The 25,850-nt window shown below is 38.7% G+C and carries 21 protein-coding genes and 5 tRNA genes; 4 read left to right on the plus strand and 22 right to left on the minus strand.

The genetic code is table 11. From position 1 onward, the window contains the following. Positions 1–129: 129 nt before the first annotated feature. Together ACESTK_RS15615 and ACESTK_RS15620 are read right to left on the minus strand one after the other, a co-directional pair. A complete protein-coding gene (locus tag ACESTK_RS15615; protein WP_373120197.1) occupies positions 130–1,860 on the minus strand; it encodes an ABC-ATPase domain-containing protein in 1,731 nt (576 codons plus the stop codon). 452 nt (positions 1,861–2,312) lie between these two features. After that, on the minus strand, positions 2,313–3,044 hold the full coding sequence (locus tag ACESTK_RS15620) for a histidine phosphatase family protein (protein WP_204454847.1): 732 nt from the start codon (positions 3,042–3,044) through the stop codon (positions 2,313–2,315). A gap of 324 nt (positions 3,045–3,368) precedes the next feature. On the opposite strand from ACESTK_RS15620, the gene ACESTK_RS15625 reads away from it, so the two are divergent. Then, a complete protein-coding gene (locus ACESTK_RS15625; RefSeq protein WP_173716992.1) occupies positions 3,369–3,935 on the plus strand; it encodes a hypothetical protein in 567 nt (188 codons plus the stop codon). A gap of 13 nt (positions 3,936–3,948) precedes the next feature. Here the strand turns inward: ACESTK_RS15625 and ACESTK_RS15630 are convergent, their stop codons facing one another. From ACESTK_RS15630 to ACESTK_RS15675, 10 genes are all read right to left on the minus strand, one after another. After that, positions 3,949–4,629, minus strand: coding sequence for a polysaccharide deacetylase family protein (locus ACESTK_RS15630; RefSeq protein WP_173719149.1), 681 nt, complete (start codon positions 4,627–4,629; stop codon positions 3,949–3,951). After that, on the minus strand, positions 4,602–6,785 hold the full coding sequence (gene gnpA / locus ACESTK_RS15635) for a 1,3-beta-galactosyl-N-acetylhexosamine phosphorylase (RefSeq protein WP_373120199.1): 2,184 nt from the start codon (positions 6,783–6,785) through the stop codon (positions 4,602–4,604). The genes ACESTK_RS15630 and gnpA overlap by 28 nt, the downstream gene beginning before the upstream one ends. Then, positions 6,778–8,679, minus strand: a complete 1,902-nt coding sequence (locus ACESTK_RS15640; RefSeq protein ID WP_118581871.1) for a hypothetical protein — start codon at positions 8,677–8,679, stop codon at positions 6,778–6,780. Before ACESTK_RS15640 ends, gnpA begins: the two co-directional genes overlap by 8 nt. A gap of 17 nt (positions 8,680–8,696) precedes the next feature. Then, positions 8,697–9,530 carry a carbohydrate ABC transporter permease gene (locus tag ACESTK_RS15645; RefSeq protein WP_118581874.1) on the minus strand — a complete coding sequence of 278 codons (834 nt, stop codon included), beginning with the start codon at positions 9,528–9,530 and terminating at the stop codon, positions 8,697–8,699. Next, positions 9,530–10,414, minus strand: a complete 885-nt coding sequence (locus ACESTK_RS15650; protein ID WP_173771639.1) for a carbohydrate ABC transporter permease — start codon at positions 10,412–10,414, stop codon at positions 9,530–9,532. Before ACESTK_RS15650 ends, ACESTK_RS15645 begins: the two co-directional genes overlap by 1 nt. A 236-nt stretch (positions 10,415–10,650) precedes the next feature. Then, entirely contained in the window at positions 10,651–11,922 is a 1,272-nt protein-coding gene (locus tag ACESTK_RS15655; protein ID WP_173719145.1) for an ABC transporter substrate-binding protein, read from the minus strand. Between the two features lie 112 nt (positions 11,923–12,034). Further along, on the minus strand, positions 12,035–13,699 hold the full coding sequence (locus tag ACESTK_RS15660; RefSeq protein ID WP_173719144.1) for a sensor histidine kinase: 1,665 nt from the start codon (positions 13,697–13,699) through the stop codon (positions 12,035–12,037). Continuing rightward, a complete protein-coding gene (locus ACESTK_RS15665) occupies positions 13,689–15,251 on the minus strand; it encodes a response regulator (protein WP_195699083.1) in 1,563 nt (520 codons plus the stop codon). The genes ACESTK_RS15660 and ACESTK_RS15665 overlap by 11 nt, the downstream gene beginning before the upstream one ends. A 250-nt stretch (positions 15,252–15,501) precedes the next feature. Continuing rightward, positions 15,502–15,813: a hypothetical protein gene (locus tag ACESTK_RS15670; protein WP_118581890.1), complete on the minus strand. Its 312-nt coding sequence runs from the start codon at positions 15,811–15,813 to the stop codon at positions 15,502–15,504. Between the two features lie 455 nt (positions 15,814–16,268). After that, positions 16,269–16,895 (minus strand): lactate utilization protein, encoded by a 627-nt coding sequence (locus ACESTK_RS15675; RefSeq protein ID WP_195478279.1) that lies wholly within the window; start codon positions 16,893–16,895, stop codon positions 16,269–16,271. A gap of 207 nt (positions 16,896–17,102) precedes the next feature. On the opposite strand from ACESTK_RS15675, the gene ACESTK_RS15680 reads away from it, so the two are divergent. After that, positions 17,103–18,863, plus strand: coding sequence for a diguanylate cyclase domain-containing protein (locus ACESTK_RS15680; RefSeq protein WP_373120200.1), 1,761 nt, complete (start codon positions 17,103–17,105; stop codon positions 18,861–18,863). 360 nt (positions 18,864–19,223) lie between these two features. Here ACESTK_RS15680 and ACESTK_RS15685 read toward each other — a convergent pair whose 3' ends face one another. Beyond that, on the minus strand, positions 19,224–20,387 hold the full coding sequence (locus ACESTK_RS15685; RefSeq protein WP_373120201.1) for a PucR family transcriptional regulator: 1,164 nt from the start codon (positions 20,385–20,387) through the stop codon (positions 19,224–19,226). 187 nt (positions 20,388–20,574) lie between these two features. Between ACESTK_RS15685 and ACESTK_RS15690 the strand changes: the two genes are divergently transcribed. Beyond that, entirely contained in the window at positions 20,575–20,733 is a 159-nt protein-coding gene (locus ACESTK_RS15690) for a hypothetical protein (protein ID WP_373120202.1), read from the plus strand. 53 nt (positions 20,734–20,786) lie between these two features. Here the strand turns inward: ACESTK_RS15690 and ACESTK_RS15695 are convergent, their stop codons facing one another. Then, the gene (locus tag ACESTK_RS15695) at positions 20,787–22,109 is read right to left on the minus strand and encodes an MATE family efflux transporter (protein ID WP_204454858.1); all 1,323 of its coding nucleotides are present in this window, start codon (positions 22,107–22,109) and stop codon (positions 20,787–20,789) included. 187 nt (positions 22,110–22,296) lie between these two features. Here ACESTK_RS15695 and ACESTK_RS15700 point away from each other — a divergent pair, with 187 nt between their 5' ends. Continuing rightward, entirely contained in the window at positions 22,297–23,652 is a 1,356-nt protein-coding gene (locus tag ACESTK_RS15700; protein ID WP_173769931.1) for an MATE family efflux transporter, read from the plus strand. Positions 23,653–23,751: 99 nt separating this feature from the next. Here ACESTK_RS15700 and ACESTK_RS15705 read toward each other — a convergent pair whose 3' ends face one another. The 8 genes from ACESTK_RS15705 to ACESTK_RS15740 form a co-directional block, all read right to left on the minus strand. Continuing rightward, positions 23,752–24,237, minus strand: coding sequence for a hypothetical protein (locus ACESTK_RS15705; protein ID WP_173717524.1), 486 nt, complete (start codon positions 24,235–24,237; stop codon positions 23,752–23,754). 239 nt (positions 24,238–24,476) lie between these two features. Further along, entirely contained in the window at positions 24,477–24,764 is a 288-nt protein-coding gene (locus ACESTK_RS15710) for a hypothetical protein (protein ID WP_330382821.1), read from the minus strand. Further along, positions 24,757–25,083, minus strand: a complete 327-nt coding sequence (locus ACESTK_RS15715; RefSeq protein WP_334285664.1) for a nucleotidyltransferase domain-containing protein — start codon at positions 25,081–25,083, stop codon at positions 24,757–24,759. Before ACESTK_RS15715 ends, ACESTK_RS15710 begins: the two co-directional genes overlap by 8 nt. Positions 25,084–25,404: 321 nt before the next feature. Beyond that, positions 25,405–25,490: transfer RNA gene (locus tag ACESTK_RS15720), tRNA-Leu, on the minus strand. Positions 25,491–25,493: 3 nt separating this feature from the next. Further along, positions 25,494–25,566 (minus strand) — tRNA-Val (locus tag ACESTK_RS15725). A 39-nt stretch (positions 25,567–25,605) separates the two neighbouring features. Then, positions 25,606–25,679 (minus strand) — tRNA-Asp (locus tag ACESTK_RS15730). A 19-nt stretch (positions 25,680–25,698) separates the two neighbouring features. Beyond that, positions 25,699–25,772: transfer RNA gene (locus ACESTK_RS15735), tRNA-Ile, on the minus strand. 4 nt (positions 25,773–25,776) lie between these two features. Further along, positions 25,777–25,849 (minus strand) — tRNA-Thr (locus ACESTK_RS15740). Position 25,850: the final 1 nt, after the last annotated feature.

Raw genomic sequence — 25,850 nt, forward strand, 5'->3', positions numbered from 1 at the left:
TCCTCATCCAAAATTCATTATAGCGTATAACCAGGTAAAAAGCTACCGGCAAATAGGTTTTCTTGCACAAATCTTTTGCCGCGCAGTCCAACACTTTGCACTGCCTTTTTTGATATGGCCAAATCCGGTTCAAGGTCTCCTGTATCGGTTAAAACAAGCATATACTTCCTGTCGTCTTGGCACTGCATAGCCGCAGGAAGTATATCCTTCTGACAGAAAAGACAGCCCTTCTTTTTCCAATTTACTGCAAAGCAGCTCCACAATTTCCGGCAGTGTTCTTTTCCCATCAATCAGTTTTTCCACTGCATATTTCAGCAACGCTCCTAAAGCTCCTGTCTGCTCACTGTCGATCAGCTGTTCCACATATCGCAGATCCACTTCCTGTTTTCCAATGGAAAAACCATCTCTGCCATGTACCTTTACTTTCAGCCTTTCCGGCTTACCCTGTGCCTTAGAATGACCGTAATAAGCCTTCTTGGAACTGTTCAACGGCGTATTTTTTGACATGATGCGATGGCTTTGTGGTGCTTTAAATCCAGCTGCCGTATTCTCATTTAAAGGATAATCCCTGCAAAGTTCCCGGACTTTTTCTGTGATATCTACCGGTATATAATTGTCCATCTGGATCACGGTATCTGCAATATGGAAAAAAGCCCCGGAGCTTCCGGCAACCAGAATTGTGGAAATCCCCTCCTTTTCATACAGATCCCGGGCGCGTTCCAGGAATGGGGTGATCGGCTCTTTTTCCCGGCTGATCACATGCTGCATAAAGGCGTCGCGCACCATAAAATTAGTAGCAGATGTATCTTCATCCAACAGAAATACCTTGCTTCCAGCCTCTATTCCCTCCACGATTCCTGCTGCCTGGGAAGTACTTCCGCTGGCATCTTCCGTAGAAAAACAGGTGGTATCTTTTTTATTGGGAAGATCATTTATAAACAGGGAAATATCCACATCTTTCACAAATCTGCCATCCTCAGAGCGCAGCTTCTGGGCTGTGGAATCCGTGATCACATATTCTCTTCCATCTCCCTGAATGTGGTTATACACACCCAGTTCCAATGCGTTCAGAAGGGTAGATTTGCCGTGATAACCACCACCAACGATCAACGTGATTCCCTTAGTAATTCCCATTCCGGTTATTTTTCCCTTATGGGGAAGCGCCATAGTCACCCGAAGACTTTCCGGCGAAGAAAATGTCACGCTCCCTTTCATCGGCTTAGATGAAATACCACTCTCTCTTGGCAGAATCGCGCCGTCATTTACAAAAGCAACCAGGGAACGCTTCTTTAATTCTTCCCTGATATACGCCTGATCTTCTGCCAGGAAAATAGTATTTTCCAAATCTTTTCCACTTAAATTTCTGTATACAAATGCTTTTTCCACACAAACCGGCAGAAATTCAAAGAATATTTTCTCCAGTTCTCCCGCATTTATAGTACGTCCATTTGCCGGAAATCCTACAAAAAACCGGGCGATAATTCCCTGATCTGTAATCTCACAGGCCGTTCGCTCCAGCACCTCCTGACCGCATCTGGTCACGGAAATAAGTCCACTTTTTCCAGAGCCTTTTGCCCGAAAAGTATAGCGGTTCACCTGCTGTTCAAACTGTCTGGTAAGATAGTCTGCCAAAGTAATTCTGGTCAGTTTATCTTTATAGTATTCCGCTGGAAATCCAGCTTCTCTGTGAAAAATTTTCACACTGATATGGGACGGTGACGCAAATGGATCGCCCTGTACATGATCAATTGACAAAACATATTTGTTAAACTGATATGCCCCTTTCAGGGATTTATAGGCAGGATAGCTCTTCCGATTGATGGAATGAAGCATGTCCTGCAGCTGATTTGATGACTGCATAAGTACCTCCATTGTCTATAATAACATTGTCAAGCAACGATATCACGCTCTAACTCTTCGCCGCATTCAGTAATAATACTAATTTTTCCCACAACGTAAAACCACCGCCCAGTCAGCGTTCTTGCCAACAGACGGTGGTTTATTTATACATTTTTTAGGGAAAGGAAAGAGTTTTTCTTAAGAGTTCTTTCTCTTAAGATGTATATATCATACCTCATAATTGTGAAAGGTATTTGTCCAAATTATAATTTTTTTCTAAAATTTCTAAAATGAAAATAACTAATTCGTAACTGGCATCACAATTCCATCCCTGTTCTTCCCATTGTGTCCTGTTTTCAGATCATAACGTTTCATTATCTTCTGAAAGTCAGAACATAACTCTTACCATCCGTTAATACTATGAAGATTACTGTTCACGCCCTTCACAACAACACACTTCTCAATGCACAATGTCAGTCGTGTCTCTGATCCTTATTTCCATACGCTTCGCAAAATCTTGCTGCAAATGCCGGCGGCTCATTGTTGGCATAAAGGTGGGAAATATCGCCGAAGGAGCTCATACGGAAAGCAGCAATTCCCTGACGGCGTTCTTCTGTGGTCAAAGTTGTCACAGAGGATGGGGCAGCCACGCAGCCATGCCAAAGTACCATCGGAGAGATATTCAGTAGATGGCTGAGAAGTACACACTCCAATCCAAAATGACAGAAGAAAATAATCGTGTCATTATTCTCTTCATTTACTTTATAATAGTGACCTTTCCTCTCATATCCATGCTTCACGAGAAGCTTGTCGAACTCCTCGATCACACGGTCATACTCTTCTTTCACATGCCCTTCCTGCATAGCCTCATTCTCAAACCAGTGGTCATACTGGAAAAAGCGCTCGTCTGCCATCCAGTCCTGTGGAAGCCAGTCCCATGCAATAATCTTCTTATCTTTCACATCCGGGCGCCAGATCTGACAGGGAAATTCCTTCAGCCATTCACACTCTGTGGCTGTTCTTCCCATCTTTTTCAAGGTCGGAGCCGCAGTATCCTTCGCTCTTCCAAGGGGGGATACATAGAAAGCTTTTACATCTAATTTGGAAAGCTTCTGTGAAAGATACTCCACCTCTTTCCAGCCTTTTTCTGTAAGGGAATCTATATCATAATCCGGGTCACCATGGCGTACAATTAATAATTTCATAATGTCACTCCTCGTTATTTCGCTTTTGAATCACTAATAATTTCAAGCTGTTTCTTATTTCATTGAACAATAACGATTTTAGCATATCTTCACAGATAATTCACCATATTTCTTACCGTCATTTCTTTACAATTTTTGTGAAAGAAGTATATAATAATGCTATATCAACGGGTCTTTTGACGCTCATATCTTATATGAATTCAAACAGACGCTGATCGGATCATACTTTAATAAATACAAGAACTAAGTGGACGCAATAACCACTTTCAGATTACATTTTATCCCTCAATATAACTCAATTTACGATTCAAGCGAGGTACCCACATGAAAAAACTTGCCGTCATTTTCCCAGGTGTCGGTTATACCTGCACCAAGCCCCTTCTCTATTATACTGCTTCCATGGCTGCTGAACGTGGTTATGAAATCATCCGCCTTGACTACGGCCAGGACATCCACACCTTCCACGGCCGCACCCCAGCGGAACTGGAACCTATCATAAAACTGGCAATAAAAAGAACGCTCCCCCAATTGGAAAACGTTCCTTTCTCTGAATATGATGATATTATTTTTATCTCCAAAAGCATCGGCACCACCATCGCCTGCCAGCTGGAAACAGCACTGCAGCTGAAAGGAAAAGTCCATCAATTTCTTATGACTCCAATTCCTTCTACCCTCCGTTATCTCTCCGATATCAACGGGCTCTTCTTCGCCGGAACCGCTGATCCCTATATGCCGGAGTCCAAGATCCGCGCCGCAGCCAGAAACTTCCCCGATAAAACCGGCGGGATTTTCGAGGGCTGCAACCACTCCCTGGAGCAAAAAGGCGACACTTTAGGTGCGCTGAAGAATGTCAGACTGATTGTAGAATGTCTGGATAAAATGCTAGTCTGATTTTTGTTTTCTATTAACAGGGAAGAAGCACTTCCCTGTTTGTTCCATAAAAGATATTATTATGTCCAATTAATCTGTCTAAAATTTCTTCCATCCGTTTCCAGTTATTATTTACATCAAACTCATAGCTGTGTCCCCATATGTAAAATAACTGCTTTTCTTCACTTTTTTCTTTTAAAAATTTCTCCAGAAGTTCCCATATATTTTCGTCAGCATGATGACAAGTTGGTTTAAATATCAATAAATTCTTTTGTAATTTAAATGCTCCGGAAAACACAACTGACCGTGCATATTGAATTTTACATTTTTTCAATATCTGAACCACTTCATCATTATATGTTCCATAAGGATACGCCATACCGGTAATCTGGCAGTCAAACATCCGTTCCAGATTTTGTTTATCCAGGAAAACTTCATTATATACAGTGTCTTTATCAAGCTTTGTTAAATCTTGATGAGTCAATGTATGAACCGCGATTTCATGACCCTTATACAATTCTTTTAATCCTTCTGCATTCATATGATGCACTCTTACATTACCAAAGTCATAATGGCTGGCATATGTCTGCATTCCACTGTTTATATTGAATGTTGCTTTTACATGATAATAGTTGAACATGTCTACCAGTCTCCTGTCCTGGCAAACTCCATCATCATAGCTAAATGTTACTGCCTTTTGTTTCCCATCCCACATATATTCTGTAGCCTCGTTTCATATCCTTCAAGCTGCATGCTCCAAACGGCTCCTTCACATACAATCTTTGTTGTTTGTTTCTCTCCTGAATTATTAATAACAACTAATTTTTGTGCGTCTGGATAATAGGCACATTCCACATGCAGATTATCTGTAATGCATTCTGCCTGTTCTTCCCGTCCAGCCTCTAATATCAATTGCAACAATAATCTGGTACTTTCCTCTGAAAAAGCAAATCCCGTCATATAAATTCCACTTCCTTTTCCAAACTGGTGTCTGGTAATACCCGGATACCCACCTGCAGCCTCTGCCAATACCTCTGTTTTTTTATCTGTCAGGTATATATGTTCCATTACTGGCCATTCCAGTATATCTAATATATGATTTTGTGGTGCTTTTACTTCATACTCCCATTTTCCATGACATACCCTTGCCCCATTATCTTCATCTACGCCCAGTACCTGTGCCAATCTGAAAAACGTATCATATCCACTGGTTGCTGATGGCTCGCCAATTCCAATAAAACAGCCCCCTTCATATACCCACTTTGTAATTGCCTCAACAACTTTCACGTCTTTCCAGTTATCACCGCCACTCCATGCGTCACCCGCTTTTCCTGCATTAATAATGACTTTGTATCTGGATAAATCTCCGCTTCTGGCTGTCTCAAAATCAATAAAATCAACATCCACAGGCAAACCTGAAAGCGCCTCATTTATATGAATCAAATTATGCATATATGTTTCATGAAAATGTCCAGACAAAGTCCATGAACGCAATTTGCCCCAACAATGTAAAACCGCTACTTTGGTTTTCAAGGTCCAAGGCTTTCCTTTTTCATGAAAAGACTTCAACATGCGAAATTCATCTGCAACTTTTTCAATGTAATCGCAAAAATCCGGATAATTCTCCGTAAGATGTAAATATCCGCCTAATCCAATTCTTTGAATCGGTTCACGCAACAATGCACGCCTTACATTTCTCCAATACTGCATTGCATCCCTTGTAGGATTTCCTCCCTCTGTAAATGTAGGTGCTCCTCCAAGCCCCACCGGAAAAAGATAAGGATGAAGCCTGAGTTCATGAACTTCTGTATCTACACCTGCACAAAGACGTGCTTCATACCCGGAAAATACGCATTTAATAATCCCATCAAAACCAAATTCATAAAATCTGTCATTATATGGTTCAATTCCAACCCAGCTGTCATCGTAAAATACGTAAGCCTTTTTTCCATATTCATGCACAATATCTATTAGTTTTTTTCCAAATGAAATTACAAAATCATTAATAAATTCCATCCAGTCTTTTTTTGCTTTTGTTGGCGGCATATGGGTTACCCGATATTTCCCCTGATTCACAAAATCCTCTGCGGTAAGTGCATATCCATATTTCTGTTCGAAATTGTGTAAAGCAAGAGGACTCACTGTAAAATCGTAGGAGCCCCAGTCTGTAAATAAATTTCGTTTTCTGGCATCGCTTCCCCAAATCCAGACAAAATTATAAAACATAGAGGTAAAACGAACCACTGTAGTTGCAGGATGTTCTTCGCACCATTCTTTCATCCAATTAATTAAATAAACCTGTGTTTCAGCGTATACAGGATCTATCGGTATAAGATGCTCTTTATCCCAGTTATTGGTAATATGATTATACATGGAAATTTCTTCCCAAATTCGATATGCCAGAAAGCTGACTGTATATTTGTGCCATAATACACAGTTTTCAATCCTGACAACACCTTTTTTCTTATCATAACTCCAGTTTTCTTTATTTACTTCCTTGTCAGTTGTGCGGTCATACACCTGCCAGTACCCCAAAGCTTCTGCACTGTCATTAATTTTAAACTGCTCCTGAAAAAACTCTTTTAAGAGCTCTAGTTCTAGATAATGCTCAACTGCAGTTTTCGGTTCTGTGACAAGAAAAGTCTGCTGCAATTTATCCAAATTTTCCATAGCCCAGGGATTATGACCGCGGATAATACAAATAGTAGAATAAATACCATATCCTGCCTCCGTTATCTCCGGAGACAGTTCTGTCCCATCAGAATCCCTTATTACGTCTGCTCCCCATTTTTTTGCAAGTTCTAAGGTCAATTTTTCATAACCAGCCTCGCCAGGCAAGGTAAAGCCACCTTTATTTTCTAACTCATTCATAATTTTTTCCCGCTTTCAAGTAGTAGTACAACGCCCAGTCCTGATCATTTGCCCATGGATCCGCATACTGGCATCTTACCTTATTAACCATAAAAGGATATACATATGCGCAGCTTGCACTTCCGTCACTATTTATCATACTTAGTACACCTCGCAATGAATTTTCCGCCTTTACACCATATGATCTCTCACCGGTTATTTTTTCATATTCCCGAAAAGCAACACCACTTAAGGAACTCCAGTAATGTGGAAATGTATCTCCAAGATTTTTGTACTTTCCAAACCAATATCCATCCCAATGACGAACCGCATTTTCATACATATGAAAATCTGGCTGATGTCCATTAAACAGCACCAGTACAGCTAATTGTTTCTTTCCTTCTTCCAGATATAATATTTTTCCTGTAAGTTCGTATAACTGAAAAAGATAATTTACTGCAGGGGCAACAATACTCTGCTCATATTTTACTTCATGCGGTGGATAACATAATCCGTTTTTTATAAGCATTTCGCCATGTGTTTCATAGTATCTCAGAAGTTCCTCTGCCTCTCTTTCCATACCACCCGATTTCAACAAATTCACAGATTCCAGCATAGGGATTCCAATTGCATAGAATGAAGCTCCGTCTTGTGCATAATAAGATTTCATAATTTTATACATATTTTTAAGATCAGCAACCTCATTATACAATCTGTATCTTTCCATAAAAAAAATTGCAAGCCATGGATAATTGTACAAACGGTTCCAGGTATTATCTCTTCCTGCATCATTGTATACAATACCTGTATTCTCATCGTAGAGCTCTCTGTATATATATTCGGTATATTTCTGCAGTGCTTTTTCCACTTTCATATCTTTATTTTTCTGCAGCCAGAGCGCCAGAAGTGCCCCCATTCCCACTCTTTCCCTGCCACCGTTATGATCGTATTCTTTTTCATAAACCAATCGCTTATCTTCATTATCATAAGTGAGAAATGCACCATCTAAAAGGCTTCCATCGCGAAAATACTGCTGTTTTTCAACAATAAATCTGCATCTTTTTTCTGCAAGCTTCTCCACCCTTGGTAATACCAGAATAACCGCAGATGTACTGTATTCTTCTCCCTTTATGAAGAACTCTTTTTCACCCTGACTTACAGAATCCATTTTAATTCTATAATCTATGCAATTACCGCTTTCTGTTTTTTCAGTTGAAATTTTTTCACCTGCAAGAGTGACTTTGATTTCTTTTTCATGCCAGATTGCTTTATCTGCTTTTATATGAAAGCTTAAGTTCTCGCCCTCAAAATAAATTCCATGTTCCAACTGTATCAACAGCTGCCCTTCCTGATGAAGCAATTTTTCTTCAAAATCCCTTTGATCGTCATACCAGAAAAGATCCCATTGGATTACGGTCATTTCTCCCGGTTTTAAATTGTTTATTTTAGGATTTAATATAATGATTCCCCGGTCATTGCTAAGTTCTTTTTCATTTCTTATAATGCTGTAACATTCTATTTTTCCCTCTTTCAGAACCAACCCAAGATTTGGATTTTCTCCTCCCATTCTGATCCCTGCAATATAACTTTGACTTTCACCACACCGAATATGTGCATGACAGCGCTCTTTCATACAGATTTCAGAAGCCGTATAATTATCCGGAAATGGCACTGCAATACCTATTCCACCTTTTTGAGGAAAATACTCACAATCCCTATTATTAAAAAAAATATATTTTTCAGTTATCTTTCCGTCTTCAGATATTGTTCTTTCTATTCTTCCTACAATTCCATCCGGAAGAAACATTTCTCCCCAGTTTTTACCTATGGCAACCCAGTTCATTTTATATTTGTCATTTTGGTTTACAATACTTTCCAGCTGATGATTTTCATTTTCTTTAACAATAAACTCCATACCCAAACCTCCGTATATCATCCTTTTACAGATCCCGCCATTACACCACTGATAATATATTTCTGCATAAATATATAGAAAACCAGCAGCGGCAATATACCTAATACCATCATTGGAAACAGACTAGTCCAGTCTGTAGAAAACTGACCGATATTGCGATATACTTCCTGTAAAATAACATCTTTTTCTCTTTTCTGTATAAAATACAACGGTCCCATAAAATCATTCCATACATTTAAAGTATTTAAAATTACGATTGTAGCAATCATCGGCTTCAGCAATGGAAGCACAATTGTACCAAAAATTCTGAATACTCCTGCACCATCAATTCTGGCAGCTTCTTCCAGTTCTATAGGAACTGAAGAAATGGAATTTTTCATTAAAAAAGTAGCAAATGGAATATTGATAGCAATATCAATAAAAATAACTGCTGTCAGCGTATTCATTAAATCCAGGCTTCTTACCAGCTTGTACAGACCAAGAACTGCCATCTGGTATGGAAACATCATTCCGGAAAGAATTACCAGAAAAATAATTTTTGTAATTTTACTTTTCTCTTTGCGGTTTAAAACATATCCACACATAGTACTGCACATTACAATGCCAAATACAGCACATATTGTAATAAAAAGAGTATTTCCAAATGCTCTTGGATACTGCATTTTTTCAAATGCATTGATATATGGTGTAATATCCCAGAAAGACGGAAGTGCCATCGGCTTTGCAGCCGCTTCAGTTCCTGATTTAAACGTAGTAACAAGCAGATAATAAATAGGAGTTAAAACAATAAACGTGATAATTAGCAAATAAACATGCTTCAAAATCTCCATAATATTTTTTTTCGTTTTCATCAGTTTAAATACTCCTCCCATTTTTTAAATATTCCAAGCATTACAGCGGAAACAACCATTGTCATCAACAGAAATACAATTCCAAAAGCTGATGCATAACCGAAATTTCCATCTGAAAATTTTGAGTACATTAATGTCAGAATAGTTTCTGTCTGATGTGCCGGACCTCCGTTTGTAGTTGACAAGACAAGATCAAATACTTTCAGTCCTGAGATCGTGCTTGTTACAAAATTAATTTTTATGGCAGGTGCAAGCCCTGGTAATGTAATATGCCAAAACTGCTGCCAACTGTTAGCTCCATCCACAGAAGCAGCTTCATAAAGATCTCCACTAATACTTTGCAAACTTCCTATGTAAATTACCATAGACCATCCAAACCACTGCCACACTGAAATTGCAATTATGGAAAATATAGCGATTTTTCCATTTCCGAGAAAGTTGATTTTTTCAAATCCCAGTTTTAAAAGCACCTGGTTTATCAAACCATAATCACTTGCAGACAGGATATATTTCCAAAGATATCCAACAACCAAGGTGCTTAATACTGCGGGTGCAAAAAAGATTCCTCGGTAAATTGTTCTTCCTCTTAATTTGGAATTCAGAAGCACTGATACAGGAAGAGAAATTAAACTTTGAATGGATACTGTAAGGATTGCAAATACCAGGGTATTCTTTAATCCTTTCAAAATAATTCCATCTGCCAAAAGCTGTTTATAATTTTTCAATCCTGAAAAAACGATATCCGGCGAAAAATTAGTCCAGTTATAAAAACTGTATTTTGTAGTAAAAATAAGCGGAATGATAAAAAACACAGAAAATATAGAAACCGCAGGTATTGCCATGAAAATATATGGCAGATTTCGTTTTACATGATTGGCATTCATACTCTCCTTGCCCTCCTTCTTTTTATGTTTCTATTATAAATTTGATCTTTTTCTCTATAAATCCAAAAAAATTTATATGACTATCGTTTTTTTTATATCCCATTTACTTTTGTTAATTCTATTGATAACATTAACCTCTATTGCACAAAAACAGATCCTGCAAAAAGCTCATTTGCTAAATGCAGGATCGGTTTAATAAATTATGGATAATTTTAAATTTGTTAAATGATTACAATTTACTCATATCTGATTGAGTCAGCTTTTGTATCAATAGCTTTCACAAGATCGTCTCCACTGATATCTCCGGAAATAACACCCTGAAGCTGAGCAGTAAACTCATCAAACAAGGACTGACTTGGAAGATTTACACTCCATCTGTCAGATGGGAATGCAATATTTCCATTGTTAATAATATCTGCAACATATTCATATTCTTCAGGCATCTGAGCCTCAACTCCGCTTCTATAGCTGGTTCCGCCAACATTTGCATCAGCAAATGCCTGCTGAACTTCAACGGAAGCCAGTGCTGTTAAAGTAGCTTCTGCACCATCATGATTTTCCGTATTTACATTAATACCGAAGCATGCAGCTGGTCCGCCTAAAACATATTCATTTTCTCCTGTTTCACTAAGCTGCGGAAGCATTTTAAAGTTAACTCCGGATTCTTTCAGCTCTGTATACTGCCATGGACCTCCATGAAGGAATGCCACTTCTCCATTTTTAAAGCTGTTCAGCATTTCCTGGCAGGAAATTCCCAGAGACTCAGAAGCGATCAGTCCTTTTTCAACTAATGTACACCATTTATTAACACAGTCGTTAATATGTCCGTCCATAGTTACTTCACCCAAAGCAAATTTGGTGTCGAAATCAGTTCCATCAGGGTTTGCTTCTTCATTATTATGATAATAAGAATTTTCCAGATACCCCAGTAAGCTGGATGTTGCAGTTGAGTCATCCGCAATCCCAAAACCATATGCAGTATAGCCTTTTTCATTAATAGTCTCGCAAGCAGCTACAAACTCATCAAATGTTTTTGGAATTTCTACTCCACATTCCTCAAGAATCGAAGCATTACACCAGATTCCGGAAAACCATCCATAGGAAGGAATTCCATAAATTTTTCCATCAGCACTGCAAAGCGACATTCCAGCCTCATTAAACTCTTTTACAAAATCATAATCCGAAATGTCTTCCACGTTACCAGCTTTGATTTCGGCTGGATAGTTTGTTCCATCCATAATAATGTCTGGGCCTTCTCCAGATGCAAGCTGTGTGCTAAGTACATTATTATAATCAGTATTTGCAACATATGTGTACTCAATCACATACTTCCCATCCATCTGCTCATTTACCTTTTCCAGAATAGGATTCATGTCATCCTCATCATACCATCCCATCAAGGTTACCGTCTCTGCATCATCCGCCATAACCAGATTGGAACCGCCTCCAACTACCATTACTGATACAGTGCATGCTGTAAGAAACATGCTAATCACTTTCTTTTTCATTTTTTTGCTACCCCTTTCGTTTATTTTTAAGTTGCTTTAAGTATAACGTTCACAGGATACGAAAAAAATAACAAAAAACTTATCTCATTATCAAATTTTTAAGATTTATATCCTATACTTTTCGTTCCAGTGTAATAAAATCTCTTCGTAATTTGATTATAGAGGTAGTTCCTCCCGGACCTGCAAAAATTTCCACACCGTATCCTTCCCCACACAGAATACGAATTCTCTTGTCAACATTGCTTACCCCATAACCAAATTCTTCATGGGACATTTTTCCCTGACCAATTTTTTCATACAACTCAAGTCCATTATCCCTGACAGTCATATAGAGTTCATTATTTTCTGCATAAATCTCAATGGATATTTTTCCTCTTTTTTCTCTCATGCAGTCAATGCCATGCTCAATTGCATTTTCCACCAGAGGCTGCAAAATAAAAATTGGAACCATCTGATCTAAAAGCGAGGGCTCAATTTTATACTCAACATCGAAGCCTTCATCGTGCGCCATAAGCTGCAGTTTCACATAGGCCTTTATATTTTCCACTTCTACATTCAAATGGTCTACGTTTATGCCCTTGTTAAGAGCAGTCCTGTAAAAAGTACCCAGTTCCGTAGTTATCTCGTAGATTCTGTCTTCTCCTTTTTCAATGGCTATCCAATTAATTGCGGAAAGATTGTTATAAAGAAAATGCGGGTTAATCTTTGACTGAAGCAGATCCAGTTCCAGGCTTTTTTTATCCAGTTTCGACTTATACACTTCATCAATAAGCGTTTGTATTTTCCGTAGCATTTTATTAATATTTTCCGCCAGCTCTCCAATTTCATCCTGGGAACTTTCTGCTATCTGAATCTCAAAATTTCCATCTTTTACTTTCTTTACCTGGTCAATAATCTGATACAAATAGTGCAGCAAAGATCTGGCACTTTTATTAACTCCTATAAATCCAAGCAGCAACAGTAAAACTACAATTACAACAGAACCAATGATTCTTGGATGAAAAGCACTTGAGAAATAAGAAGCATCAATTCTGTAAATAATTTTCCAACCGGTGTCATTTAGATTTCTTTCCTCTTCATAGCCAGCACTGTTTTCATTAACTTCCCCCTCATTATTGTATTCTAACAACACAGCTGAACCATTTTTCACCTGGATGTCCACTGGCATTTCCGAGAACATGGATATACTGTCAGAAAAAACTTTTTCCTTTACTTCTGCTCTGAGAACGCCATATACCCGATTTGGAAGGCTCATGGCAATTCTGCGTGTTATAAAATATTTTCCATTTTCATTCCACCACAAAGTATCTGCGCTATTCCAACTCGCTTCATACCAACTGTTATCTTCCAGATCGGAAGCTTTTTTGAATACTGCATCATTGTTAGAAATCCTTTTATCGGAATAAACCTCCATCTTTGAAAAATAGCTGTTGGAAAGCCAGGCGTTATAAATCAGGTTATTTACATTTGAAGTCATCTGAATGCGTTTCTTATACTCAGAATCATCTAAGCTGAGAAATTCCCTTAGTACACTGTTGCAGGTCACATATAATACGGATTTTTCGCACATCTTTATCTGATTCTCAATATTCAGGTGGTTCCGCTCAATGTTTTCTTTCGCTTCCAGAAGCTGCTGCTCCTTGATAAAATTTGTAGATGAGTACAATACAAATATCTCCAGAACCAGCACAGGAAGCATAACTAACAGCGTGTAAATGATCCTTACTTTATTCAAAAATGATTGTTTGTTGATTCTTTTTGCTATCCTATTCACCATTTTGCACCCTTTCCCTGTACTGCACCGGACTGCAGCCTTCATGATTTCGGAAAATAGAAATGTAGTAAGACACATTCAGGTATCCTACCCTCTCCGCCACATCACTTACTTTCATATTTGTCTGACGCAAAAGTTCTTTTGACTTTTCAACACGATACCAGGTAATAAATTTTACCAGATTTTTTCCAGTTTCCATTTTATATAAAGTACTTAGATAGGCAGAGGATACCTGCAGCTGCTCTGCGATATACGATACATTTAAATCACTTTCACTGTATTTTTCATAAACCAGTTCTTTTGCCATGCGGACCAGGCGGTTTTCTTTTACCTCTTCTTTTTTCTCTTCCTGCATTCTATCCAGAACGTTTTCGATTATCTTATTTACCTCTTCCAGTGTCCTTGCCTGATATATTTTCTGAATACATGGTACCATGTCCACATTAGAGTCTGTGTACTCACTGATCTGCTTCATCGCATCCGTAAAAGTATATTTTACATAAATTGAACTAAAGCCAGTCTGCTTCATTATATAGGCAAATACTTTCACAAATTCCTTCTTTATTCCGGAATAATCCTGCATTCTGGCGCAGTTAAATATCCTTTCAAAATACAGGGAAAGCATGTCATTTTCCTTTTTTAGAAAATAATCTTCATCATGAACCAATACCATACTTTTGGATACAAAAAACTGATAGTCAAGCTGGTCTTTCAATTCTGTATATTCTTTTTTCAGTTCTGTAAGACTTTCGGTCTTTTTTCCCAATATAACAAAAATATTTACCTGATATTTTTTCTGGGATTTTTCGATCAATATCTCACATTCTTTTTTCGTTTCTGCTGTCCGATAAAAATCTCTTTCCCGGATCAATAACACTACGATCTGGTTATCTGTGTTTGTAATGATCACAGTTTCTTTTCCAAAATATTCCCTGATATCTTTCAGGTACTCTTCCCATTCAATAGAAAACAAATTAGAATAACAGGAAATAATTACAGGTATACAGATTTTTTCCTGCACAACACTGGTGAATTCATTTTCCAGAGTTTCCCAATGATTTAAAGTTCCCTCTTCCAGTTCTTCAGACTCCAGATAATTAAGCAGATTCCAGCTCAGTTTTTGCTGTGCGGCCTCTTCCTTCGCCTGTATGATATCATTTCTATTTTTCTTTTCGATCTCTTTTTCCTGGCAGATCTCTATGATCTTTTCAAAAAGAGCCTTAAACGCATCCAGTTTAACTGGCTTCAAAAGATATTCCTGTACCCCTAATGAAATGGCATTCTGTGCATATTCAAATTCACCATATGCACTGTAAATAATGCATATTGGATTCAGCCCTCTTTTCTGCGTTTCACGTATAAGCTGGATTCCATCCATATAGGGCATTTTTATGTCTGTGAGCAGAATGTCAAAATAATTTTTTTCCATTATTTTCAGCGCATCTTCTCCGTTTTGCGCAAATGCTGTTCTTAATGGAAACCCAAACCTTTTTAATAAAAGCGCAATTCCTTCCCGCTCTTTCTTTTCATCATCCACAATCAAAATATTGTACATAAACTCACCCCTCCATACATATATTTACTCAACTTTATTTCATCATAAAAGAAGCTTTATGTAAATACCGAAAAAATTACCTGAGTATCAATTTTTTATACTACGATACAAAACTTCTAATACACAAAAGAGTTACTATTTCCGCAAGTATCCCTGCACGCAGGTGATATCATGCTTATAGTAACTCTTTTATCTTTATAACAATATTTGCATTTTAATCCGCTAAAGTTATAGTTCACTTATTTCACTTTTACAAACTTCCACTTATTGCAGCAGTTCCATTCAGCATTCCCATCCCCTGCAGTAAGCTTATAGTATCCCTTATCCCAGCTGCATAAGCAAGATCTGAATATCTCTCGTCCCGGGTCTGCAGGCAGGCGATGTAATCATCGATCACACGCTTTACAGTGTGGGATAATTGCAGCTGGTCATATCGTTCTTCCAGATACTTCAGATCCTCATTGTCCTGTCTGATGTAGGAATCATTTTCATCCACCCGCTGCTGCTCCATCACCATTTTCTCAATGTTCTGAAGCATAATCATTTTTGTTGTCATTTTCATTATTGTTTTCCTCCTGATATGTACTTATAGATCACGGTTCATTGGTAACGTTTTCCCGAATCACACAAGCTGTTCTTCTGTGATTCCAAGCTATTTAGGGTTACAATTTAAGCAGTGATAAAAAATCCATTTTTCTCACACTTACCGTCATTATTCTACGTTTTATATCAAAATTTTGCAACAAAAATCGTCCGACAACTTTCCCTATAATTCGACAAAAGTGCTACTGTTCACTGGTAACGTTCCGCGAGGTGTTTTTTGTGAACAAAGCTCTCAGAAAACCCGAGAATTAAGTTTGCGCAGCAAACGCTACTTCTTGTGCTTGTCACAAGAAGGTTCGTCTTTCTGCGCATCGCGAAGCGTGTTACTGGTCGCGAAGTGAACAGTAACACAAAAGCGGCTGGAAAAGCGTGTATTTACACGCTCTAAGCTACGCCCTAAATAAATCTCACCGTTTAAAGTCCAAGAGTATCGTTTACAAGAATAACATGTATTCTATCTTTATGACGAGAATATCTTGTAATCAGAAACTGACAGCAAATCGTATCCGGAGATTTACAGTCAAAACATTTCCCTGCGGTTTTGCAAGGTGTCTTCACCTCAAATCTCTGTGCATTCGCCGGAGCTGCCACATTTCTTGCCCGCTTCATAGCTGCATCAAAATCTGAACAGACCTTATTCATTCCCACAATGAAAACCACCTTCTTCGGTCCCTGGGCAATACAGGAAACCCGATTGGAATTTCCATCAATGTTTACCATAACACCGTCACTGGTAATGGCATTTGCACTGGAAAGAAATACATCCGCATCATACGCTGCCATCAGGCTTTCTCTTGGTGACATTTTCGCGCGATTAATATAATTATAATTTCCATCCTCCAATGCCTTGATCAGTCCAATCTCATGAGCACTTGTGCAGCCACCCATGGCAATACTGCTGCCCTCCGGGATCAGTTCCAGTGCCTGCTTTACAGCAGCTTCTCTGTCTGCGGCGTAATAGCCTGACATATTGCGAGATTCCAGACCTTTGATCACATTTTGAGCCAATACTTCATTTCTTTTTTGCATATTAATATCCATTGCTTGCTCCTCCTGACATTGTTTTAGTATAAATTATAAGCCAAATTTCATTCTTTATCAACTTTCGACTTGACTCATTTTATATTTCGCCAGAGCGTAGTAAAAAAATATATTGTCATTTTTTTCAGAAAATTTATTTTAATTTTAAACTTCTGTGCTATAATGCCTTATTATAGAAATTTCAACGGATAAAACGAGGTAAACCAGGTGAAGAAAAAAACACTTGTGCCTCTTATCATTTTTTTACTGGGCATATGCCTTGTTGGTTTCATTGTATACAAAACAGACACCCATGAGAAGAAAGAGAGACGCATAACAGCACAATTAAACGCAACAACCTATGGAGAACACATAAAGAATGAGATTGCGAGTGGCATCGAGATTACGGAAGCTCTAAAGCAGATCCTGATCAGTGAAAAAGGAGAAATCAATCAGTTTGACACGATTGCTGAAAATCTTATGTCTGCTTCTATTGAAAGCGTGCAGCTTGCTCCGCATGGTGTTGTGACAAATATTTATCCGGCAGAGGGAAATGAGGCAGGTAAAATTGATCTGCTCCATGATAAAGACCGTGGAGAGATTTCCTGTTACGCAAGAGACAATCACACAGTCATTACGCAAGGTCCCTTCGAATTGAAACAGGGAGGCTATGGAATTGCTGTCCGCAACCCGGTTTATCTGACAGATTCAAACAATCAAGAGTATTTCTGGGGATTTACCATTGTTATCCTGCGTGTTCCTGATATTTTCTCAGACTCGCTTTATGCTCTTTCAAATTTTGGATATGAATACAGGATTTCAAAGACGGCTTCTCCCTGGAGCGATACTTATAAAGTTGTTTATCAGTCAGACGGTCAGTTAACCCATCCGGTTTCTTATGATTTTAAAATAGGCGCAGAGAGCTGGAGATTTGAAGTAACACCCAAAAGCGGATGGCGAAACAATACACTTATAGCTATAGTCACCGGATTTTTTCTTGCCGTAATCCTGCTTCTGACAGTTCTTACCCGGGTATGGCTGGTGTCCAAAGAAAATAAAAACAGATTTCAGATACTGGCACACACGGATTCCCTTACCGGTATTAACAACCGCTATGGATTTGATGAAGCAGCAGAAAAAATCATTGCCCAAAATCCGAAAGCACATTTTGTGGCTGCACTTTTTGATATTGATGACTTTAAGTTTATTAATGATGTCTATGGGCACGCTTACGGAGACAGGGCTTTAAAAAGTCTGGCAGAGAGCATGAAAGCTTTTTTTCCACCGAATGTATTGCTTGGGAGAAACGGTGGGGACGAGTTCTGTATTCTTCTGCCTGATTATACCTTTGAAGAGGCAGACGCACAGCTGAATCAATTCATCAGACTGCCTAAGACCTTCTCTTACAAGGGAACAGAACATCACTTTTCTATTTCTCTTGGATATGCGGAATATCCGGCATTTGCCTCCAACCATTCACAGCTTATGCGCTGTGCAGATGCAGCCCTTTATGAAATAAAGCTTCATGGAAAAAACGGATGTATGGCTTACAGAGAAGGGCTTCAGTCAGGTGTCCGCAAACAGCTGGGATTTGCGCTTAAGGATGTCTCGGAGCATCTTCCGGGTGCATTTATCATATACAGAGCAGACAAAGAAGATGATGAGCTGTTCTATGCAAACCAGGAGTTTCTTCATATGACGGGATATAAAGATATGGACGAACTCTTTCGACTTACAAATAAAAGCTTTCATAACCTGATTCGGGAGGATGAGCAGAAACAGATAGAAACTAGCATCTGGGAACAGATTGACAGTGGTAATGAAAATGACTATATTCATTTTCATCTTCGAAAAACTGACGGCTCTTACCTCTCTGTGCTTGACCATGGAAGAATCGTAGAAAGCCAGCAATACGGAAGAGTATTTTATGTATTGTTTATGGACTGGAAGGACATGCATATTCATTACGGTGATAAATTTTCCGGATAATAAAAAAATACTGTCTGGTAGGAATTTTTGCATTCTATAAACCTACGATTTCATCATCAATCTGAGAGGTTTACACAAAGTAATTTACACTCCGCCCTGTTGCATAAAATAATGCAGGTCTGAACAAGACCTGCATTATTTTATGTGCTTTTCACACGTATTTCCCCTTCATTTTATCCGCTTTATCTTCCCAAAATCCGGTCCAGATTTTCCAGAATTACATCAACATTGATTGGTTTTGCAATATGTCCATTTCTTCCTGCCTTGATTGCTTTTTTACGATCTTACTTATGTAAAAAAACTGCTTCTATTATACGACTGCGCTACACTATGCACAAGAAAAACATTACTGCGCAATACTTATATCTGCCCATGCATATTTCTGATATAAAATGCAATCTGATAGGGCAGTCTCTCTTCCGGCGTTTTCAACTCATTTCCCAGAATTTTCCTGATATTTCCAATGCGGTACAGCACTGTATTGCGGTGCGTATACAATTCTGCTGCCACAGCCTGAATACTTCCATTATGCTTCAGATATGACTGAAGAGTTTCCACATAACCGGCATGATATCTTCTGTCATATTCTTCCAATGCTGCCAGACATTCTGTTTCCATTTCCTTCAGTATTTCTTTATCTTCCACCATATAAAGCAGACGGAACAGCCCGCAGTCATCAAACTTTACCACCTGCTTCTTTTGTGTCATCGCTATGAGTGCTGCGGCCTTAGCCCTCTGATAACTTACCGAAAGCTGGGAAATATCCATACATCTGCTCCCGATTCCCACGCACAATTGCAGTCCTGGCATACGTCTTTTTCCTCTTTTTATGGCACCCTCTACAAGACGACACAAATACTCTTCCGAAAGCGCATTCGCTACCAGCACAAAATCAGAGTTGTAATAAAAAAAGCTTCCATTGTGAGTGATATCCTCCAAATACACCTGTATTCGATAAGACAGCTTTTTTCGCTCCACTGTGTCCATGGAGTCCAGTCCCTCACAAGTCATCAGCAGCACTTGAAAGCTTCCATCTACATCAAAATACTGTAATAAATCTTTTCTGTATGCATCCTGATTATCCGGAGTCTCAATAGCTGCAATCAGGGCGGATGCGATCTGCTCATCTGTAGTATCCTGTAAAAATACATGAATACTGAAGTCTTTTATCATATCTGATAAATGCACTTCCCAAGGCACAGTCAGCAGCGGAAGGTCATTTTCATCACAGTATGCTTTCAATTCTTCCGGCACCTCATAAATGTACTGTCCCACATTGATAACAAGCCCTGATGCATGATACCGGTTCAGCTGCTGTGCCAGATGCATCCAGTCTTCTTTTTCCGGAAAGCCAAGCCCGGTTGTCACTGCAAGCTCCTTTCCCCAGAAATTCTGTATGATCGTTGTATCCTCCAGAAGATGTACCCAGCTGATTGAATTGGACCATCCATTTTTTCCGGCCAGAAACTTCATTTCATATCTTGTTTCTGCTGTCAGCATCATATCCTGTATTGTAAAACTCATAAAACCTCCCTTTTTGTTACCCAAACCCATTCTGTAAAATGTTCAAATTTTTCCTTTATTATATCATATATTTTGTGTTGACAGCACATATTTTCCACTTAATTTTTAGAATCCGCCCCCATAGTTTTTCCTTAATTTTGTGCTAGAATATAAGTAACTTAAAAAACAAATTAAAGGAGGCGTGAATATGAAATTCGCAGAATATACAAGTTCCCTGGATGCACTTCCCGTTCCAGAGTGGATCATAGCAGAACGTTATATGTATTGTGACAATTTTATAAATGACTATACGAAGTCTCGGCATTTTAATCTTCTGGCTTTTGTCAAACGTCTCTTTCGCAAATAATATGCACTTCTTTTCATAAAAAGGACATCCGTTTTTTCAAGATGTCCTTTCTTTTACTTTTTTCGGTAAATTCGAAGCATCAAAGGTGTCTCTACAAGCAGCATGGCAATCCATCCTGCCAGATAGGAATATGGCAGTGCCTCAATACCAAAATTCCATAACAAAACCATCGGTGCCGCTGCAATGACACGGACTGTCATATTGGTAAAACTGCTCATCAAGGTCACCTTCAGATCTCCGATTCCACGGAAAAAGCCCTGAAGCGCATTTGTAACAGCAGGAAGAATATACATTACCGCAATCAAGTGGAGATAAACCACTCCATGTCCGATAACTTCCTCATCTTTTACAAATAATGACATCAATGGTCTGGCAAATCCCAGACAGATCAGCATAACTGCTGCTCCATAAACAAGCTCCAGTATCATTCCACATCGGAAGCCTTCCCTCATACGGTCATTTTTTCCAGCTCCTTTATTCTGAGCCATTAATGCGGTCATCGCATGGGCAATATTCTGTTCCGGTGTGATGGCAAAATCATCAATGCGATTAACCACTGCAAAGGCTGCTGCTACCGATACTCCCATTGTATTAACCAGTGCCTGTATTGCAATTTTTCCCATCTGTACAGTTGCCTGCTGCATGGCAGATGCCCACCCGTAAGCAATGGTTTTTTTCAAAAGCCTGGCATCAAAAACCAGCCATTTCTTCCCAAGCCGAAGAATCGGTACTTTTTTCTGTATATAGATAATACAAAACAAACAGCAAAGCGCCTCACTGAGTACTGTGGAAATTGCACATCCATTACTTCCAGCCTTTAATACAATAACAAAAAACAGGTCTCCGAAAATGTTCAGAATCGCACTGATGATCAGAAAGTACAAGGGGGATGCACTGTCTCCCAATGCTCTTAGAGTGCTTGAAAAAAAGTTATATAAAAATGTAAACATTAATCCCAGAAAAATAATCCGCAAATATTGCACTGTCATACTCATAATAGATGGATCCACCTGCAATAACAGCAGAATGGGTACAGCAAATATTACACAAACCAATGTGAGAAAAAATGAAAAAAACGCACCAGACAACAGAGTTGTACTGATTTGTCTATGCAAAGTCTCATAATCTTTCGCTCCATACTGAATCCCCATCAGGATACTGGCTCCCATACACAATCCGTTCAGAAATAGTATCATCAACGTACTGACCGGATTACAGATTCCCACAGCCGCCAGGGCCTCCTTTCCTACAAAATGCCCTACAATAATGCTGTCAACTGCATTATAGGTCAGCTGAAACAAATTTCCCAAAACAAGAGGCACTGTAAAATTAACAAGAATGGGCATGATTTTCCCAGTAGTCAGATCTTTTGTCATATTCTCACACTCCCAACCAAAAGTTTTGCACACTCACATTTTAGCTTAAAAAAAGTAATTTCACAATGTCCTATTTTAACATTTTATATAGCATATTCTAATCGGATATGTTAAACTATAATTTATCACTTTCTCTGTTTCATTGATTGTTATATTATAAATTGTAAGAACTAAGGAAAACTGTAACATGCTAAATAAAAAAGATTTCTTAAAATATGCATCGACATTGGCATTTCCAATTATGATTCAAAATTTGATTTCAACATTGGTAAATATTGCTGATACTGTAATGCTTGGATATGTAAGCCAGACCGCCATGTCGGCTTCATCACTTGCCAACCAATATACTTTCGTTCTTTTTTGTATATATTATGGTATGGCCACAGGTACATCCGTTTTATGTGCCCAGTACTGGGGAAAAGGTGATAAAAAGACTGTAGAAAAGATTCTCGGCTTAGCAGAGCGATGCACCTTAATTATCTCTCTGATATTTTTCCTTATCTCCTTTTCCATGCCAACTACGGTTATGAAGATTTTTACAGACAATCCTGATACAATTGCTGCTGGAAGTGAGTATTTGAGGGTACTTTCATTTTCACTTATGTTTATGGGATTCTCTCAGGTTTTTATGAGTGCCCTTCGAAGTATCGGAAAGATAATGCTGCCTTCTGTTACATACATTGTCTCCCTTTGTGTCAATGTACTTTGTAATGCCACCTTCATCTTTGGCTTATTTGGACTTCCAAAGCTTGGCGTTACCGGTGTTGCTCTTGGTACTGTGATTGCCAGAATCGCAGAGGTATTGATTTGTCTCATCTACTCCTTGAACAAATCAAATGTGAGATTCCGAATAAAATACTTCTTTGCGAAATCGGGGATCCTGTTCCAGGATTTTATGAAAATTGCAACTCCAGCCGTAATAAATGACCTCGTCTGGAGCTTTGCCAGTTCCGCATTCGCAGCAATTCTTGGGCATATTGGTAATGATATGGTTGCTGCAAATGCCGTCGCTGTTATGGTGGTAAACATTGGTGCTATCGCCTGTCGGGGTTTTGCCAACGCTACTACCATTATTATCAGTCAGGAGCTGGGGAAAAATCACATTGATACAGCCAGAGAATATGGGAAACGGATGCTCAGAATAACCATTATTGTAAGCCTGATCGGATGTGCCGTTATTCTGGCGATTCGCCCCCTGATACTGGATTTTTATCGGGATAAGCTGACAGAAACGGCCATTTATTATCTTGGCGTTTTTATCATTATGACGACCTGGCGTCTTGTTGGAGAAGGTATTAATACCTGTCTTATATGCGGCTGCTTCAGAGGTGGTGGTGATTCCAGATTTGGAATGATCGTTGATTCCATATTTATGTGGCTTGTAGCAGTTCCTCTCACATTTCTTGCCGCATATGTTTTTAAACTGCCGCCTATCTGGGTATACTTTGTAATGTCTTTGGATGAACTTGAAAAAATGCCTGTGGTATTTATTCACTATTTCAGAAGAAAATGGCTTACAAACATTACCAGAGATTTTGATTGATCCTACTTATTCACAATTATAAAATGCTCCCTTCTGAATGACAGGTTTTTGTTCTTTCACATTCCTGCCCAGTAGGGAGCATTTCTGAATCCTATGATCTTATTCTTTTTTTTTGACGATCAGCCCTATACTGTAAACAGAGGCTATTGCAATGATAAAGCCTAATGGAATTGCCACACAATAAAACACAAAATTTACCAGATTGTTATATGGGCGGAGTTTATAAATTCCTTTTGAAGTCCGATAAACCTCGACCTTAACTTTATCACCAACGTATACTTTCTGATTATAGGTTTCTTCTCCTTCATAAGCTTTTCCATCAACCTCAAATGCCAATTTGGTCCGATATTTTACTGATCTTGAATTCTTTTTATTTTTGTCTTTATCATCACTGTTATCAATCTCACGGCAGGATTCTACAACTGCAATAACCTCTCGTTTGTCTGTAGTGTTTTTGTACTCCTGGCTTTCAATTCTGTTTAAAATCATACCATATATTCCTATACCACACATGGCAATGCCCAGGACGAAACCTAATACCGAATATAATATATTGTTCCGCTTCTCTTTTTTATCCTGCTTCATACACATCCTCCGCAAAACCTGTTTTTGTTTTCGATTCTTGTAAAGAACACATATTGGAAAAAATTCTCCTTCAATTGACCATGTATTCTCTATACTAATAATAATCCATCCAAAACCGGTTTGCACTATTACTTGTGCCAGTAAATGAAGAGAAAATGTTATTGCTTACTTTGTCCACAAAAAAACACCTCGCGGAACGTTGCCAGTGACTTCACATGTATCTATCCAGACAGTCAACTCTACAGCTCTCCGAGTCTCTCTCTCAAATTTTTTCGTGCTTCAGTTGCACTCATAGTTTTGGCACCATCTATTCTTTCCCACTCAGCCTGAAGTACTCTGGCACGTAACCGAAGTAACTGTTCACGCTTTTCATATGTATCAATACTCTTAATTACCATATCTCCCTCATCATTTTGGGTGATATAAATAGACTCGTTGGTTTCTTTTAAACAATAGTCAGCTACTTTCAGACTATCATCAGCTTGTGTAATTCGATAATTGCTTAAATCTTTTTGTCTCTCATCCAATTACAATTCCCTCCTTCTCTACATTATCATAAAACGGCAATGCTCCCGGCCAGTATCTGTAATGTGCTTCATTCTCCAGAACTGGATTTATTACAATCCCTGACTCCAGTTCCAGATCAAACGCCAGATCAAAAATACTGTTTTCGACCTGCTCTATTTCTTCTTTTGAAAGAGGTGTTAATATCATAACATCAATATCCGAATTTTCCTTATAATCTCCACGGGCATAAGAACCATAGACAATAAGTTTGGATAGATTATTTTTTAATATTTTTTTAGTCCCTTGTACAAATAGCATTAATACTTCCTGTCTAATCAAGTTGCTACCTCCTGTCAGATTATTTTCATCTACAGTAATATTTTAATAATATTGCAGCTGACTACGTAAAGCAAGCTATTATTTTACTTTTATTTTTGAAAGCGCAACCTTTGAAACTATCAAGCATGGAAATTCCAGTTTCCAGCTATAAAAAAAGTGAATATTATACCAGAATATTATTTTGAAGCTGCTTAAATATTTTGTATCTGCTGTCAAATCTGCTGTCAAAATCCATTTTTGGGCTAAATAAGAGGTGTTCCAGAAGGGTGTAAATATATCCAGACATCAAAAAAACCCTTGAAAATCAAGGGTTTCAAGTCATGCCGCAGACCGGAATCGAACCGGTACGGGTATCACTACCCACGGGATTTTAAGTCCCGGGCGTCTGCCAGTTCCGCCACTGCGGCATATGGGACCTATAGGGCTCGAACCTATGACCCTCTGCTTGTAAGGCAGATGCTCTCCCAGCTGAGCTAAGATCCCATAAAAGAAAAAATATTAAATTAGCTGTAAAAACAGCAGCGACCCGGAAGAGACTCGAACTCTCGACCTCCGCCGTGACAGGGCGGCGCTCCAACCAACTGAGCCACCGGGCCAGAAGAATATTAAATTAAATGGACCTTCGGGGACTCGAACCCAGGACCGACCGGTTATGAGCCGGTTGCTCTAACCAACTGAGCTAAAGGTCCAAAAAGCCGATGATCGGACTCGAACCGATAACCTGCTGATTACAAATCAGCTGCTCTGCCAATTGAGCCACATCGGCA

The organism is Ruminococcus sp. Marseille-P328 (assembly GCF_964249465.1).
Taxonomy (GTDB): domain Bacteria; phylum Bacillota; class Clostridia; order Lachnospirales; family Lachnospiraceae; genus Blautia_A; species Blautia_A faecis.

Coding starts and splice junctions, on each gene's coding strand:
- ACESTK_RS15615 (WP_373120197.1), bottom strand. CDS start 1,860: ATGCAGTCATCAAATCAGCTGCAGGACATGCTTCATTCCATCAATCGG.
- ACESTK_RS15620 (WP_204454847.1), bottom strand. CDS start 3,044: ATGAAATTATTAATTGTACGCCATGGTGACCCGGATTATGATATAGAT.
- ACESTK_RS15625 (WP_173716992.1), top strand. CDS start 3,369: ATGAAAAAACTTGCCGTCATTTTCCCAGGTGTCGGTTATACCTGCACC.
- ACESTK_RS15630 (WP_173719149.1), bottom strand. CDS start 4,629: ATGTGGGATGGGAAACAAAAGGCAGTAACATTTAGCTATGATGATGGA.
- gnpA (WP_373120199.1), bottom strand. CDS start 6,785: ATGAATGAGTTAGAAAATAAAGGTGGCTTTACCTTGCCTGGCGAGGCT.
- ACESTK_RS15640 (WP_118581871.1), bottom strand. CDS start 8,679: ATGGAGTTTATTGTTAAAGAAAATGAAAATCATCAGCTGGAAAGTATT.
- ACESTK_RS15645 (WP_118581874.1), bottom strand. CDS start 9,530: ATGAAAACGAAAAAAAATATTATGGAGATTTTGAAGCATGTTTATTTG.
- ACESTK_RS15650 (WP_173771639.1), bottom strand. CDS start 10,414: ATGAATGCCAATCATGTAAAACGAAATCTGCCATATATTTTCATGGCA.
- ACESTK_RS15655 (WP_173719145.1), bottom strand. CDS start 11,922: ATGAAAAAGAAAGTGATTAGCATGTTTCTTACAGCATGCACTGTATCA.
- ACESTK_RS15660 (WP_173719144.1), bottom strand. CDS start 13,699: ATGGTGAATAGGATAGCAAAAAGAATCAACAAACAATCATTTTTGAAT.
- ACESTK_RS15665 (WP_195699083.1), bottom strand. CDS start 15,251: ATGTACAATATTTTGATTGTGGATGATGAAAAGAAAGAGCGGGAAGGA.
- ACESTK_RS15670 (WP_118581890.1), bottom strand. CDS start 15,813: ATGAAAATGACAACAAAAATGATTATGCTTCAGAACATTGAGAAAATG.
- ACESTK_RS15675 (WP_195478279.1), bottom strand. CDS start 16,895: ATGGATATTAATATGCAAAAAAGAAATGAAGTATTGGCTCAAAATGTG.
- ACESTK_RS15685 (WP_373120201.1), bottom strand. CDS start 20,387: ATGAGTTTTACAATACAGGATATGATGCTGACAGCAGAAACAAGATAT.
- ACESTK_RS15690 (WP_373120202.1), top strand. CDS start 20,575: ATGAAATTCGCAGAATATACAAGTTCCCTGGATGCACTTCCCGTTCCA.
- ACESTK_RS15695 (WP_204454858.1), bottom strand. CDS start 22,109: ATGACAAAAGATCTGACTACTGGGAAAATCATGCCCATTCTTGTTAAT.
- ACESTK_RS15700 (WP_173769931.1), top strand. CDS start 22,297: ATGCTAAATAAAAAAGATTTCTTAAAATATGCATCGACATTGGCATTT.
- ACESTK_RS15705 (WP_173717524.1), bottom strand. CDS start 24,237: ATGAAGCAGGATAAAAAAGAGAAGCGGAACAATATATTATATTCGGTA.